14 protein-coding genes are annotated in these 13,019 nt (G+C 66.9%); 9 read left to right on the top strand and 5 right to left on the bottom strand.

Going from position 1 to position 13,019, the window contains the following annotated elements; translation table 11 throughout:
* Positions 1-8: 8 nt before the first annotated feature.
* Together fabA and JFY56_RS04735 are read right to left on the bottom strand one after the other, a co-directional pair.
* Positions 9-524: a 3-hydroxyacyl-[acyl-carrier-protein] dehydratase FabA gene (gene fabA, locus JFY56_RS04740; RefSeq protein ID WP_208312340.1), complete on the bottom strand. Its 516-nt coding sequence runs from the start codon at positions 522-524 to the stop codon at positions 9-11.
* A 244-nt stretch (positions 525-768) separates the two neighbouring features.
* Positions 769-2,682, bottom strand: coding sequence for an ATP-binding protein (locus JFY56_RS04735; protein WP_208312339.1), 1,914 nt, complete (start codon positions 2,680-2,682; stop codon positions 769-771).
* A 217-nt stretch (positions 2,683-2,899) separates the two neighbouring features.
* On the opposite strand from JFY56_RS04735, the gene JFY56_RS04730 reads away from it, so the two are divergent.
* The 3 genes from JFY56_RS04730 to sixA are packed head-to-tail and all read left to right on the top strand — an operon-like array spanning position 2,900 to position 4,737.
* Positions 2,900-3,922, top strand: coding sequence for an NAD(P)H-dependent glycerol-3-phosphate dehydrogenase (locus JFY56_RS04730; protein WP_208312338.1), 1,023 nt, complete (start codon positions 2,900-2,902; stop codon positions 3,920-3,922).
* 12 nt (positions 3,923-3,934) lie between these two features.
* Positions 3,935-4,276, top strand: a complete 342-nt coding sequence (locus JFY56_RS04725; RefSeq protein WP_208312337.1) for a DUF4389 domain-containing protein — start codon at positions 3,935-3,937, stop codon at positions 4,274-4,276.
* The gene (sixA, locus tag JFY56_RS04720; protein ID WP_208312336.1) at positions 4,273-4,737 is read left to right on the top strand and encodes a phosphohistidine phosphatase SixA; all 465 of its coding nucleotides are present in this window, start codon (positions 4,273-4,275) and stop codon (positions 4,735-4,737) included. Before JFY56_RS04725 ends, sixA begins: the two co-directional genes overlap by 4 nt.
* A 322-nt stretch (positions 4,738-5,059) precedes the next feature.
* Here sixA and JFY56_RS04715 read toward each other — a convergent pair whose 3' ends face one another.
* Positions 5,060-5,542, bottom strand: coding sequence for an MgtC/SapB family protein (locus JFY56_RS04715; protein ID WP_208312335.1), 483 nt, complete (start codon positions 5,540-5,542; stop codon positions 5,060-5,062).
* Between the two features lie 420 nt (positions 5,543-5,962).
* On the opposite strand from JFY56_RS04715, the gene JFY56_RS04710 reads away from it, so the two are divergent.
* The 5 genes from JFY56_RS04710 to JFY56_RS04690 all read left to right on the top strand — a co-directional run bounded on the left by JFY56_RS04710 (position 5,963) and on the right by JFY56_RS04690 (position 10,496).
* Positions 5,963-6,775: an alpha/beta fold hydrolase gene (locus JFY56_RS04710; protein ID WP_208312334.1), complete on the top strand. Its 813-nt coding sequence runs from the start codon at positions 5,963-5,965 to the stop codon at positions 6,773-6,775.
* Entirely contained in the window at positions 6,772-7,632 is an 861-nt protein-coding gene (locus tag JFY56_RS04705) for an alpha/beta hydrolase (RefSeq protein WP_208312333.1), read from the top strand. Before JFY56_RS04710 ends, JFY56_RS04705 begins: the two co-directional genes overlap by 4 nt.
* Before the next feature lie 244 nt (positions 7,633-7,876).
* Complete coding sequence (locus JFY56_RS04700) at positions 7,877-8,542, top strand: glutathione S-transferase family protein (RefSeq protein ID WP_208312332.1); 666 nt, start codon at positions 7,877-7,879, stop codon at positions 8,540-8,542.
* 8 nt (positions 8,543-8,550) lie between these two features.
* Positions 8,551-9,354, top strand: coding sequence for a DUF4892 domain-containing protein (locus JFY56_RS04695; RefSeq protein WP_208312331.1), 804 nt, complete (start codon positions 8,551-8,553; stop codon positions 9,352-9,354).
* An 89-nt stretch (positions 9,355-9,443) separates the two neighbouring features.
* A complete protein-coding gene (locus JFY56_RS04690) occupies positions 9,444-10,496 on the top strand; it encodes an AI-2E family transporter (RefSeq protein ID WP_208312330.1) in 1,053 nt (350 codons plus the stop codon).
* A 148-nt stretch (positions 10,497-10,644) separates the two neighbouring features.
* Here the strand turns inward: JFY56_RS04690 and JFY56_RS04685 are convergent, their stop codons facing one another.
* Together JFY56_RS04685 and JFY56_RS04680 are read right to left on the bottom strand one after the other, a co-directional pair.
* Positions 10,645-11,901 carry a CynX/NimT family MFS transporter gene (locus JFY56_RS04685; RefSeq protein ID WP_208312329.1) on the bottom strand — a complete coding sequence of 419 codons (1,257 nt, stop codon included), beginning with the start codon at positions 11,899-11,901 and terminating at the stop codon, positions 10,645-10,647.
* A 33-nt stretch (positions 11,902-11,934) separates the two neighbouring features.
* Complete coding sequence (locus tag JFY56_RS04680; RefSeq protein WP_208312328.1) at positions 11,935-12,585, bottom strand: FadR/GntR family transcriptional regulator; 651 nt, start codon at positions 12,583-12,585, stop codon at positions 11,935-11,937.
* A gap of 340 nt (positions 12,586-12,925) precedes the next feature.
* On the opposite strand from JFY56_RS04680, the gene kdpF reads away from it, so the two are divergent.
* Positions 12,926-13,015 carry a K(+)-transporting ATPase subunit F gene (gene kdpF, locus JFY56_RS04675; protein WP_208312326.1) on the top strand — a complete coding sequence of 30 codons (90 nt, stop codon included), beginning with the start codon at positions 12,926-12,928 and terminating at the stop codon, positions 13,013-13,015.
* Positions 13,016-13,019: the final 4 nt, after the last annotated feature.

Below are 13,019 nucleotides of genomic sequence, written 5' to 3'. Positions count from 1 at the left end.
GATAACCCTTAGAAGCTGTCAGTGGAAGTGAACAGGCCGACGCGGAGACCTTCGGCGCTGTAGATTTCGCGGCCATCGACGCTGACGGTGCCATCGGCGATGGCGAGGATCAGCGAGCGGGTGATGGTGCGTTTGATGTGGATGTTGTAGGTGACCTTCTTGGCGGTCGGCAGGACCTGGCCGAAGAACTTCACTTCGCCCGAGCCCAGCGCACGGCCACGGCCGGGGTTGCCCTGCCAGCCGAGGAAGAAACCGACCAGTTGCCACATGGCGTCGAGGCCGAGGCAGCCGGGCATTACCGGGTCGCCTTCGAAGTGGCAGCCGAAGAACCACAGGTCCGGATTGATATCCAGCTCGGCGACCAGTTCGCCCTTGCCATACTTGCCGCCCGTTTCGCTGATGTGAGTGATGCGGTCGATCATCAGCATGTTGGGGGCGGGCAGTTGCGCATTACCCGGTCCGAAGAGCTCGCCGCGGCTGCAGCGCAGCAGGTCTTCTCGGGTGAAGGCGTGTTGTTTGGTCATGCGAGCTCCTCAAAAATCTTTATCGGCAGGGCGATTGCGCATCGGCCTGCGGCTCCGCGCGCCTGGGTTTGTTGTTGCGGCATCCAGCGGCAGCCAAGTTCATAGACTAATGCCTATCGGCTCAAGTCACAGCGCCGGGGCGATCAGGCGCCGTTTTTTTACCGGTGCACGTCGTCTTCAGGGCCGGCGCGCGAGCTGAACGTCCGCTTCAGGGGCGGAAGTGTGTTCGAAGCGCGCCCAGTGTTCAACTTCCTGCCGTCACCCAGTGTTGCAGAATCCGCTGCAGATCGGCGCGTTTGAACGGTTTCGCCAGGTAATCGTTCATCCCGGCGGCGAGGCAGGCCTCGCGGTCGCCCTCCAGCGCGTTGGCCGTCAGGGCGATGATCGGAATCTGCCGGCCGCGCGCTCCGGCGCGGATCTGCCGGGTCGCGGCGTAGCCGTCGAGCACCGGCAGCCGGCAGTCCATGAGGATTGCGCTGAAATCGGCGCTTTCCACGCTGCGTACGGCCTGCACGCCATCTCCTACCAGACTGACCCGATAACCCAGGCTGCGCAACATGGCTTCTATGACCGTTTGATTCACCGGGTTGTCCTCGACCAGCAGGATGGACTGACCAGCGGCACGTTTGTCGGATTCCGGCTCGACCTTGTCCGCCGGCTGCTGGCGGATGCGGAACGGCAGGGGGATTTCCAGGGTGAAGGTCGAGCCGACGCCCTGCTGGCTGGTGGCGTGCAGCGTGCCGCCCATGCGCTCGGCCATGGTGCGGGCGATGGCCAGGCCGAGCCCGGTGCCGCCGAAGCGCCGCGAGACGGACGAGTCGGCCTGGCGGAAGGCTTCGAACATCTGCTCCAGGCGGTCCGGGGGAATGCCGATCCCGCTGTCGTGCACCGCGCAGGTGAACCAGAGCACCTCGTCATCCAGAGGCTGCCAGCGGGCTTCCAGGCGGATGCTTCCCTCTTCGGTGAATTTCATCGCATTTCCCAGCAGGTTCACCAGGATTTGCCGGATTCGCGTGGGGTCGCCCTGGACTTCGAGATTCCCCAGGCCGTCCTGGGCATCCACCACCAGCTCCAGGCCGCGTTGCTGGCCGCTGTGCTGGAACACCTGGACCGAGCCCTGGACCAGCTCCAGCGGATTGAACGGCAGGCGCTCCAGCTCCAGCGCGCCACGCTCGATGCGGGAGAAGTCGAGAATGTCGTTGATGACCTTGAGCAGGTGCTCCGTCGATTCGGTGGCCAGCGCGCTGTATTCGGCCTGTTCCTGGCTCAGCTCGGTGGTGTCCAGCAGCTGCAGCATGCCGAGCACACCGTTCATCGGCGTGCGCAGCTCATGGCTCATCATGGCGAGGAATTCGGATTTCGCGTTGTTGGCCTGTTCCGCCTCTTCGCGCGCGGCGATCAGTTGCGCGATGCTGCGTTCCTGCTCGGCGCTGGCCTGTTGCAGGCCGCGCGCCAGGTTGTTGATGTGGCGGGCGAGGTCGCCGAGTTCGCCGTCGTCGAGCACGGGCAGGGTCGTGCGGTAGTCGCCTTTCTGGATCGCCTGCACGGCGCGGCCCATGGTGCCGATCGGCGCGGCGAGGCGGCGGGCCAGGCGGCGCACCAGGAGCAGCGTGAGGGCGAGGGCGAACAGCGCCAGCAGGCCGCCCTTGAGGAGGATTTCCTGCTGGCACTGGCTGAACGCGTCGTCGGCCATGCCCACCACGACCCGGCCCAGATAGTCGTCGCCGGAGAGATCGTCCAGCGCATGCACCGTTTCGCCCGGCAGCGGGGCGGCGAGCGCGGGAATGCTCTGGCGTTGGATGGCGGACTGGAAGACCGCCACTCCCGGGCTGCTCTCCAGCGAGCTGGCGTCGTGCTCGACGTAGACGAGGATGTCGTCCTTGCGGTCGCGCACTTCGACGAAACGCACGTTGGGCGTGCCGAGCGTGGCCTGCAGCAGGTTCTTCAGCAGCGCGGGATTGTTGGTGAAGACGCCGAACTCCACCGCTGGCGCCAACTGGTTGGCGATCAGCTGGCCGGTGTGCTGCAGTTCATGGCGCAGGTCTTGCAGCCGCGCATAGGTGAAATAGCCGGTGAGCAGCAGGGTCAGCAGCAGCGCCGGCCCCAGGCTGATGGCCAGCATGCGGGCCTGGATGCTCCAGCCCTTGGCGGCGCTCATGGCGCGGCTCCCGCGACGAACGGCAGGGGAGCGAAGTGGCGCGAAAGAGGCGAACGGTCTGCCATGTGCACGGAACGGCCCTGTTCTCGATTTCTGTTTGTGCGGATGTTAAACGACGTGCCACGGTTTGCCAGTCTGGCGAAGCAGGCTGTGCGCCTCGTGGAGGGGCCTTATAATGCCGCAATCGCCGCACCGCGCGGCCCTTTATGGAAGAGTCATGACTGAGCAGCAACCGATTGCCGTGCTGGGAGGTGGAAGTTTCGGCACCGCCTTCGCCAACTTGCTGGCGGAGAACGGGCAGAGCGTCCGCCTGTGGATGCGCGACGAGGAGCAGGCGGAGTCCATTCGCAGCCAGCGCGCGAACCCGCGTTACCTGAAGGACGTGCGCATCCATGACGGCGTGGAACCGGTCACCGATCTTCCTGCCACCCTGGCCGCGTGCCAGATGATCTTCGTCGCGCTGCCGTCCAGCGCGCTGCGCAACGTCCTGGCGCCGCTGGCGGATGCATTGGCCGGCAAACTGCTGGTCAGCCTGACCAAGGGCATCGAGGCGCAGGGCTTCAAGCTGATGAGCCAGGTGCTCGAAGAAATCGCACCGGAGGCGCGCATCGGGGTGATCTCCGGCCCCAACCTGGCCCGCGAAATCGCCGAGCACGAACTCACCGCCACCGTGGTCGCCAGCGAGGACGAGCAGCTCTGCGAGCGCGTCCAGTCCGCGCTGCACGGCCGCACCTTCCGCGTCTATGCCAGTGCCGACCGTTTCGGCGTCGAGCTGGGCGGCGCTCTGAAGAACGTCTACGCGATCATCGCCGGCATGGCCGCCGCGCTGGGCATGGGCGAGAACACCAAGAGCATGCTGATCACCCGCGCCCTGGCGGAGATGACCCGCTTCGCGGTGAAACTCGGCGCCAACCCGATGACTTTCCTCGGCCTGGCCGGGGTCGGCGACCTGATCGTCACCTGCTCGTCGCCGAAGAGCCGCAACTACCAGGTCGGCTACGCCCTCGGCGAAGGCCTGAGCCTGGAGGATGCGGTGGCGCGCATGGGCGAGACGGCGGAAGGCGTGAACACCCTGCGGGTGCTCAAGGCCAAGGCCGACGAACTGCAGGTCTACATGCCGCTGGTAGCCGGCCTGTACGCCATTCTCTTCGGCGGGCGTACGCTGGAGCAGGTCATCCAGGCGCTGATGAGCGGCGAGCCGAAGACCGACGTCGACTTCATTCCAACCACGGGTTTCTAAGGAGAACACAGCATGTCCGCCGATCGTCAGGGAAAGGAATCGCTCGCCATCCGTATCCTCTGGATGTTCTTGTTCGTGCTGGTCTGGCAGGTGGCCGAGCTGATCCTCGGTGTCGTCGTCCTGCTGCAACTGATCTACCGCATCATCTATGGCGCGCCCAGCGGCAGCCTGATGGGCTTCGGCGACAGCCTCAGCCAGTTCCTCGCGCAGATCGGCCGTTTCGGCAGCTTCCAGACCGACGAGAAGCCCTGGCCGTTCGCTGACTGGCCGACCCCGCGCGAGCCGGAAGGCGAGGCCCCGCACAACGTGCCGCCGGCCGAACATCCGGTGCGTGACGAAGAGCCGAAGCTATGAAGATCTGGCTGCTGCGCCACGGCGAAGCCGAGCCGCAGGCGCGCCGCGACGCCGACCGGCGGCTCACCGCCCACGGCCGCAAGGAAGTCCTGATCAGCGCCGGACACCTGTCCGGCCATCCTATCGACGGCATTCTCGCCAGCCCCTACGTACGCGCCCAGGAAACCGCCGAGCTGGTGCGCGAGGCGCTGGGGTTGGACGGCGCCGTCCACACCGCGCCCTGGCTGACCCCGGACGACGACCCGCGCGACGTGCTGCGCTTCCTCGACGGCCGCGGCGAGCGCAACCTGCTGCTGGTCAGCCACCAGCCGCTGATCGGTTCGCTGGCCGGGCTGCTGGTACATGGCAGCCGCAGCGAAGCGCTGCCCATGAACACCGCGTCGCTGGCGGAGCTGGAAGGCGAATTTCCGGTGGCGGGGTTGATGCGGCTGGTGTCGGTCTACCATCCGCGGCATCACTGAGATCAGGGGCGCGAATCGCGGGCATGGCCCGCTCCTACGAGGTGCGGGAAAAACGCCGTCGTAGGATGGGTTGAGCGAAGCGATACCCATCACCACGGCCGCATGGGTTTCGCAGGCTCAACCCATCCTACGAAGAGCACCTCGGCGCAGTCGGCAAGACAGTTGCTCCTACGGTCGGCAGTGCCCACCGTAGGTTGGCGCTGAGCAACGCGAAGCCCAACATCGCCATCGTTGGGCTTCACTGCGTTCAGCACCAACCTACGTGAGTTCTGGCCCAGCCACTTGGCGCCGCCTTCCCCGATAATCCGCGATGAACCATTTTTTAGTCATCCATCAGATTCGATGGTGGCGGCAACTTGCGGCTGCGCTCGATCTTTCTCTCCAGATATCTCCCGACAGTGAGAATCAGCAACGCCAGCAGCATGCCTATCCCCCCGGCGAGCACCTGCCCGCTGCCGCAAGCCAGGCCGATCATGGCGGAGAGCCAGATGGTGGCGGCGGTGGTCAGGCCTTCGACGCGGTATTTGCGCTCGTGATGCACGATCACCCCGGCGCCGATGAAACCGATGCCGGTCAGGGCTCCCTGCACCACGCGGCTGGCGGCGTCGGCGCCGATGGGGTGGAGTTGCTGGATCATGCTGATGGCCATCGCCGCGCTGAGGGAAATCAGCGCATGGGTACGCAGCCCGGCCGGGCGGTTGTACAACTGACGGTTGAGGCCGATCAGGCCGCCGAACAGGGTGGCGAACAGCAGATTGGCCAGGAACAGGAACTGATCGAGTTCGCTCGGAAATACCACCAGCATGGACGGGCTTCCTCTGGGACGGTCTTGGCAGGGTAGTGCGTGTTGCGCGGGGCGGCTGTGAAGTGCGTGCATCGCGGTGATTCTTTCGCCCGCGGAAATCCCCCATTGGGGCGTACGACGTAATGCCTGCGCGTATGAAGTGGCTTACAACATTTCTCTGAAACATCCTTGTCTAGGATCAGCGTGCGTGAAATATTCCACCAAGCAAGTGCTTGGTTGGCGCGCAGTTTCACCTGTCGGAAGGACGGGTGAGACGGCGGTGACGCGGCCGGTGCATGCTGGTCGCGCCACCTGCGTCCGGGACATCCGCCTGCATGGCGATGACGGTAAGCCAGGCTGCATCTCGCGCCTGATGGCCGTGGTTCCGCCGGGCTGACGGCAGCGAAGCATGATCCAAGCAATCCCATTGAGTTCGAAGGCATGACACAAACAATATTCTTCGCTCACGCCAACGGTTTTCCCTCGGCCACCTACGGCAAGCTGTTCGAGGTGCTGCAGCCGGACTACCGGGTGCGTCATCTGGAGATGCACGGGCACGATCCGCGATTCCCGGTGAACGCCAACTGGGAGAACCTGGTGGACGAGCTTCTGCACCATCTGGCGACGCTCGATGAGCCGGTGTGGGGTGTCGGCCACTCCCTGGGCGGAATCCTCCACTACCGTGCGGCGCTGCGCCGGCCCGACCTGTATCGCGGGGTGGTGATGCTCGATTCGCCGGTGTTCAGCCGTCCGGGGCTGCTGATGATCCGTGCCGCCAAGCATCTCGGCCTGATCGACCGCCTCACTCCGGCCGGGCGTACCCTTGGGCGTCGCGAGGAATTCGCCGATCTGGACGAGGCGCGCAGCTACTTCGCCGGCAAGACGCTGTTCCGCCATTTCGACCCGGATTGCCTGGAAGCCTACCTGCAACATGGCCTGGCGCCGGCTCCCGACAGCCAGGGACTGCGCCTGCGCTTCGATCCGGCCACCGAGATCAGCATCTACCGCAACGTCCCGCACACCAGCCCGGGGCGCCCGAGCCAACTGGCGGTGCCGCTGAGCCTGGTGCTCGGCGAGCAGAGCCGGGTGCTGCCGCGGCAGGTCCGCTGGGCGGCGCCGGCACGGCATGGCGAGTGCCTGTACCTGCCGGGCGGCCACATGTTCCCGCTGGAGCGCCCGCGGGACACTGCCGAACTGCTGAAGGACGTGCTGGGTCGTTGGCAGTACGCGTATCGGGAGCGGGAAAGCGCATGAGCGTGCATGTCGAGGAAATCCGCCTGAACCTGCCGCACATCGAGCTGGCAGCCCACCTGTCCGGCCCGGAGGACGGTCGTCCGGTGATCGCCCTGCACGGCTGGCTGGACAACGCCATGACCTTCGCCCGACTGACACCGAAGCTGGAGGGCCTGCGTATCGTCGCGCTGGATTTCGCCGGGCACGGCCTGTCGGCGCACCGGGCGGTTGGCATGGACTATTCCCTCTGCGACTACGTGATGGACGTGCTGCTGGTCGCGGAGCAACTGGGCTGGGAGCGTTTCACCCTGCTCGGCCACTCGATGGGCGCCATCGTCTCGACCCTGCTCGCCGCGGCGATGCCGGAGCGGGTGGAGCGCCTGGCGCTGATCGATGGACTGGTGCCGTTCACCGCCGAACCGGCCAAGGGTGCGCAGAATCTTGGCGATGCGCTCCGCGCGAAGCTGGTGCTGGGGCGCAAGCGCAAGCCGATGTACGAGACTGTCGAGCGCGCCGTGGAAGCGCGCATGAAGAGCGGCGCGGTCAGCCGCGAGGCGGCCGAACTGCTGGCGGCGCGCGGACTGATGCCGGTGCCGGGCGGCTACACCTGGCGCACCGACGCGCGCCTGACCCTGCCGTCGCCGCTGCGCTTCACCCCGGAACATGCGCGCAGCTTCGTCGACGCCCTGCAATGTCCGGTCAACCTGGTGTTGGCCCGCGACGGCGCGCTCGGGCGCAGCACCGGCATGCATGATCTCCTCGATGGCCGGCCCTTCCAGATCACCGAACTGCCCGGCGGCCACCACCTGCACCTGGACGACGAGTCCGGCGCCGAGGCGGTCGCGGCGCTGTTCCGGCCATTCCTGCTGGAGCGCTAGCGCGAGACATCCGTAGCGGGGCGTATTCCTGTAGGAGCGAGCTCTGCTCGCGAAGCTTTTGCGGGGCCGATGTTCGCGAGCATCGGACTGGGCGTCCCCCTCGCTCCTACAAAAAAAGCACCCTCGGCTGCAAGACAGTTGCTCCTACAGGCACCCATATCGGGAAACACCCGGTATCCGCCGCCAGCTTGACTAAACCGGGGCTTGCCACGAGTCTGCTTGGATCGCATCAGGGAGAGTGAGCATGATCGACCTTTACACCGCCGCCACACCGAACGGGCACAAGGCGTCCATCGCCCTCGAAGAGCTCGGCCTGCCCTACGAGGTGCACGCGCTGTCGTTCGATCTCAAGGAACAGAAAAGCCCGGCCTTCCTCCGGATCAACCCGAACGGCCGCATCCCGGCCATCGTCGATCGCGACAACGACGACTTCGCGGTGTTCGAGTCGGGCGCCATCCTTATCTATCTGGCGGAGAAGACCGGCAGGCTGCTGCCGCAGGACGTCAAGGGCCGCTCTACGGTGATCCAGTGGTTGATGTTCCAGATGGGCGGGGTAGGGCCGATGCAGGGCCAGGCCAACGTGTTCTTCCGCTACTTCCCGGAAAGGCTGCAGGGCGCCATCGACCGCTACCAGCATGAAACCCGCCGCCTCTACGAAGTGCTCGACACCCGCCTCGGCCAGGTCGAGTACCTGGCCGGCGACTACAGCATCGCCGACATTGCCACCTTCCCCTGGGTACGCATCCACGAGTGGTCCGGCGTCTCCGTCGACGGCCTGGACAACCTGCAGCGCTGGCTCGCCGCCATCGACGCGCGTCCGGCGGTGCAGCGCGGCCTGCTGGTGCCGCGCCGCGAGGAGCAGGACGATGAGAAAGCCGTGAACACCGCCCGTTCCATGCTGACCCGTTGAGCGTGCGGATGCGAGCAGCCCTTTTTCTCAGCCTGATCCTGAGCGGCACAGCGTTCGCCGCAGACATTCCCGACAGCCACGACCTCCCGGCGTTGCCGCGCTTCCCGCGCGCCGAGATCGTCGACTTCCGCGAGGCGCCCGCCGAGGAGCGGGTCTACCCGCAAGGACCGATCAGCCGCATCAGCGGGCGCCTGCGCATGGAAGGCGAGGTCCGCGCCGTCGGCCAGCTCAGCGCGGTGACCTATCGCCTGCCGGACGAGCACAGCAGCGCGGAGGCCTTCGCGAAGGCGCGTACCGACCTGCTCAAGGCCGACGCCACGCCGCTATTCTGGTGCGAGGCGCGCGACTGCGGGGCGAGCAGCCTGCTGGCCAACGCAGTGTTCGGCAATTCCAAGCTGTATGGTCCCGACGACCAGCAGGCCTATCTGCTGGTGCGCCTCGCCGCGCCGCAGGAGAACAGCGTGCTGGCGGTCTACACCATCACCCGCGGCAACCGCCGCGCCTACCTGCATGCCGAACAGCTGGATGGTGCCGCGCCGCTGGGCGAGCTGTTGCCCAGCGCGGCGACCCTGTTGCGCCTGCTCAAGGCCAATGGCGAGCTGACCCTCAGCCACGTGCCGGAGGAACCCGGCGGCGCCTGGCTGGATCTGCTGGTACGCACGCTGCGCCTGGATACCGGGGTGCGCGTCGAACTGGCCGGCAGCCATGCCGAGGACTGGCGCTCGGCGCTGAGCGGACAGGGCGTGCGCGCTGCCCGCCTGGAGCTGGGCAGCGGCGAGGGCCAGGGGTTGCACCTGACCTGGCTGCGCTGACGCACCTCCGAGCCACGGCGCTGGACCCTCCCGCCTAAACTGAGGTCAAACCTCGATTCGCCGCCGTTGCTGACTGGAGTCCGGCCCTGATGTTCGAAAACGATCGCCTGCTGTTGCGCATTCTTCTGCTGATCCTGCTGGGGGCCAGCCTGTGGGTGCTGGCGCCGTTCTGGTCCGCGCTGTTCTGGGCGGCGGTGCTGGCGTTCGCCAGCTGGCCGCTGATGCGCGGGCTGACGCGGCTCCTGGGGGGGCGGGAGGCGCTGGCGGCCGGCATCCTGACCGGCTGCTGGATCGTGCTGGTGGCGCTGCCGATGATCTGGCTGGGCTTCGGCCTGGCGGACCACCTGCGCGAGGGCGTCGAACTGGTGAAGAACCTGCAGGTCTCCGGCCTGCCGCCACCGCCGGAGTGGATGGCGCGCACGCCGATGATCGGCGGCCGGCTGATCGGCTGGTGGTACTCCATCGACCAGCAGGGCACGGCCGTCTTCGCCACCCTGAAACCCTACATGGGCCAGGTCGGCAACTGGGTGCTGGCGCGCTCGGCCAAGCTCGGCGCCGGCATCTTCGAACTGGTGCTGAGCCTGGTGCTGATCTTCTTCTTCTACCGCGACGGGCCGCGCCTGGAGAAGTTCGCCTACAGCATGCTCGAACGGCTGATCGGCGACCGCGCCGGACACTACCTGGAGCTGATCGCCGGCACCGTGCAACGGGTGGTCAACGGCGTCATCGGTACCGCCGCCGCCCAGGCCGTGCTGGCCTGCATCGGCTTCATGATCGCCGGCATCCCCGGCGCGATCATCCTCGGCGTGCTGACCTTCGTCTGCAGCCTGCTGATGGTGCCGCCGCTGATCTGGGGGCCGGCGACCATCTGGCTGTTCGTCGAGGGCGACTACGGCTACGGGGTGTTCCTGGCGTTCTGGGGCTTCTTCGTCATCAGCGGCGTGGACAACATCCTCAAGCCCTACCTGATCAGCCGCGGCGGCAACCTGCCGCTGGTGGTGGTGCTGCTCGGCGTGCTCGGCGGCCTGATCAGCTTCGGCTTCATCGGCCTGTTCCTCGGCCCGGTGCTGCTGGCGGTGGTCTACAACCTGGTCACCGACTGGATCGCCAGCCCGAAACGGCCGTCCCCGCCGGTGGCCTGAGAACCTGTTCACGATCTCGCGAGCTAGAGCAGAACAAGGCGAAAACGGGCGAGGGAGCGGAGTTTACACGCAGTAAATGAGCATCCCGAGCCCGTTTTCAACGCAGTTATGCCGACGCGCAGCAGATCATGGACAGGTTCTGAGCAGGTTAGATCTGCTCGCTGTGCGCCCGCACCAGCCTGTTGCGCCCGGCGCCGAGGCCCGCGGCGATGGCGCCCAGGGTGACCACCACGAAGATCACGCCGACGGCGTTCCAGCCGTCGGTCAGGTCGTGCACCACGCCGACCAGGAACGGACCCAGCGCCGCCAGCGTATAGCCCACGCCCTGCGCCATGCCCGACAGGCTGGCGGCGACGTGGGCGTCCCGCGCGCGCAGCACGATCAGCGCCAGGGCGATGCTGAAGGTGGCGCCCTGGCCGAGGCCGAGCACCACTGCCCAGCCCCAGATGCCGGACAGCGGCGCGTAGAGCATGCCGAGCAGGCCGGCGAGGGTCAGGAGCATGACGATCACCACCGCCGGCCTCTGGTCGCGGCCACGGGTCGCCAGCCAGGGCGCGGCCAGCGCGCTGCCCAGCTGCACCATCACCGAGCCGGACAGCACCAGCCCGGCTTCCGTGGGCGTCAGGCCGCGGTCGATGAGGATCGACGGCAGCCAGCCGAAGACGATGTAGGCCAGCGATGACTGCAGGCCCATGTACAGCGTCACCTGCCAGGCCAGCGGATCGCGCCACAGGCCGCTGACCCGGTGGACCTGGCGGTGCGCGTGGTGGCCGGTGCGCGCTTGCGGCAGCCAGACCAGCGCGGCGAGGATCGCCGGCACCGCCCAGAAGGCCAGCGCCAGTTGCCAGCTGTCGTCCATCAGCTTGCCCAGCGGCACCGTCGCACCGGCGGCCAGCGCCGCACCGAGGCACAGGGCCATGGTGTAGACCCCGGTCATTACCCCGGCGTGGGCGGGAAAGTCGCGCTTGACGATCCCCGGCAGCAGCACGCCGATGATGCCGATGCTGGCGCCCGCCAGGATGCTCCCGGCGAACAGGCCGAACACCGGGAACAGGCTGCGCAGGACGATGCCGCCGGCCAGCGCCAGGAGGATCAGCAGCACCGTGCGCTCGGCGCCCAGACGCCGCGCCAGGACCGGCGCCAGCGGTGCGAACAGGCCGAGGCAGAGCACCGGCAGGGTGGTCAGCAGGCCCGCCGCGGCGCCGGACAGCCCGGTGCTTTCGCGCACCATCTTGAGCATCGGCGCCAGGCTGGACAGCGCCGGGCGCAGGTTGAGGGCGACCAGGATCAGCCCGGTCAGCAGCAGCCAGGGGCTGCTCGGGATGTGCGCCGGCTGCGGTGCGTCATCGATTTCGGCGTCGATCAGCAGTTCTTCGCCGGGATTCTCGTGGGGAAAACTGGACATGGGCAGGGTTTCGCAAGGCAGAAAAGGAAGGGATCAGATCAGCAGGGCACGATTCGCCGCGGCCGCCGCATCGGCATCGCCGCGCTCGATGGCATCGAGCATCTGCCGGTGCAGGTCGAAATCCGGCTGTTCGCGCTGCGGGTCGCCAATGGTGTGCTCCAGTCCGGCACGCACGGCCCGCGAGAAGTAGCGGTACAGCTCGCTCAGCACCGGGTTGTGCGCGCTGTCGACCACCCGCTGGTGGAACACCAGGTCGTGGTCGATGTAGTCCTGCAGGTCATCCTTGCCATGGCGCACGCTGGAGGCGGCGAGGGCCTCGCGCAGCGCCAGCAGGTCGTCGTCGGTGCGCCGCAGGGCGGCCAGCCGGGCGGCTTCCACCTCGATCATCGCGCGCGCTTCCAGGGTGTGCTCCACCGGGCTGCGCGCCAGCGCCAGCATGGTGCCCAGCGGATCGGCGCAGGCGCGTACGTAGGTGCCGTCACCCTGGCGCACTTCCAGCACGCCGGAGAAGGTCAGCACGCGCACCGCCTCGCGCACGGTATTGCGGCTCATGCCGAGCACCTCGGCGAGTTCCGGTTCGGGCGGCAGGCGCTGGCCGAGGGGCCAGATGCCGGTGTCGATGCGCTGGCGGATCTGCTCCAGGGCGATATCGACCAGGGAGCGTTTCAGGGGAATGGTGGACATGATCAGACATCCAATCATCGGATGAATTTGTTCGGCAAGGGTAGGGCAGTTGGAAAGAGGGCGCAACCGCTCGCTTTTTTAGGAGCCAGCTTGCTGGCGATCCGGAGTGCATTGCCCCCCTCTTAGCAGCCGGCGAGCACAGTTGATCGCCAATACGTAGGGCGGGTGCAACCCGCCAGAACGGTTCGCAATCGTGGCGGGTTGCACCCGCCCTACGAGTTTGGCACCACCACTCTTTACGCTTTCTTTATGCCGCCCCCACCGCCGGCCAATCGCTCCTTTACGCCTCTGCGCCGGACACTGGCCCCATCGAAATCACGCCTGCGCAAGGAGAAGAGCCATGAGCGTTCTCGACGGGGTGTCCCTGCTGCTCGCCACGGGACTATTCATCTACCTGCTGGTGGCGCTGCTGCGCGCCGACCGCAACTAGGGGC

This window comes from Pseudomonas schmalbachii, assembly GCF_017589465.1.
GTDB lineage: Bacteria > Pseudomonadota > Gammaproteobacteria > Pseudomonadales > Pseudomonadaceae > Pseudomonas > Pseudomonas schmalbachii.
The sequence above is the reverse complement of the archived record's forward strand: the minus strand, read 5'-3'. Positions and strand labels throughout refer to the sequence as shown.

Bases quoted from the DNA above. Each gene is read 5' to 3' on its own strand.
- JFY56_RS04725 (WP_208312337.1), top strand. From the start codon at position 3,935: ATGTCCGCCGATCGTCAGGGAAAGGAATCGCTCGCCATCCGTATCCTC.
- JFY56_RS04710 (WP_208312334.1), top strand. From the start codon at position 5,963: ATGACACAAACAATATTCTTCGCTCACGCCAACGGTTTTCCCTCGGCC.
- JFY56_RS04680 (WP_208312328.1), bottom strand. From the start codon at position 12,585: ATGTCCACCATTCCCCTGAAACGCTCCCTGGTCGATATCGCCCTGGAG.
- sixA (WP_208312336.1), top strand. From the start codon at position 4,273: ATGAAGATCTGGCTGCTGCGCCACGGCGAAGCCGAGCCGCAGGCGCGC.
- JFY56_RS04700 (WP_208312332.1), top strand. From the start codon at position 7,877: ATGATCGACCTTTACACCGCCGCCACACCGAACGGGCACAAGGCGTCC.
- JFY56_RS04685 (WP_208312329.1), bottom strand. From the start codon at position 11,901: ATGTCCAGTTTTCCCCACGAGAATCCCGGCGAAGAACTGCTGATCGAC.
- JFY56_RS04690 (WP_208312330.1), top strand. From the start codon at position 9,444: ATGTTCGAAAACGATCGCCTGCTGTTGCGCATTCTTCTGCTGATCCTG.
- JFY56_RS04695 (WP_208312331.1), top strand. From the start codon at position 8,551: ATGCGAGCAGCCCTTTTTCTCAGCCTGATCCTGAGCGGCACAGCGTTC.
- JFY56_RS04705 (WP_208312333.1), top strand. From the start codon at position 6,772: ATGAGCGTGCATGTCGAGGAAATCCGCCTGAACCTGCCGCACATCGAG.
- JFY56_RS04715 (WP_208312335.1), bottom strand. From the start codon at position 5,542: ATGCTGGTGGTATTTCCGAGCGAACTCGATCAGTTCCTGTTCCTGGCC.
- JFY56_RS04735 (WP_208312339.1), bottom strand. From the start codon at position 2,682: ATGAGCGCCGCCAAGGGCTGGAGCATCCAGGCCCGCATGCTGGCCATC.
- JFY56_RS04730 (WP_208312338.1), top strand. From the start codon at position 2,900: ATGACTGAGCAGCAACCGATTGCCGTGCTGGGAGGTGGAAGTTTCGGC.
- fabA (WP_208312340.1), bottom strand. From the start codon at position 524: ATGACCAAACAACACGCCTTCACCCGAGAAGACCTGCTGCGCTGCAGC.
- kdpF (WP_208312326.1), top strand. From the start codon at position 12,926: ATGAGCGTTCTCGACGGGGTGTCCCTGCTGCTCGCCACGGGACTATTC.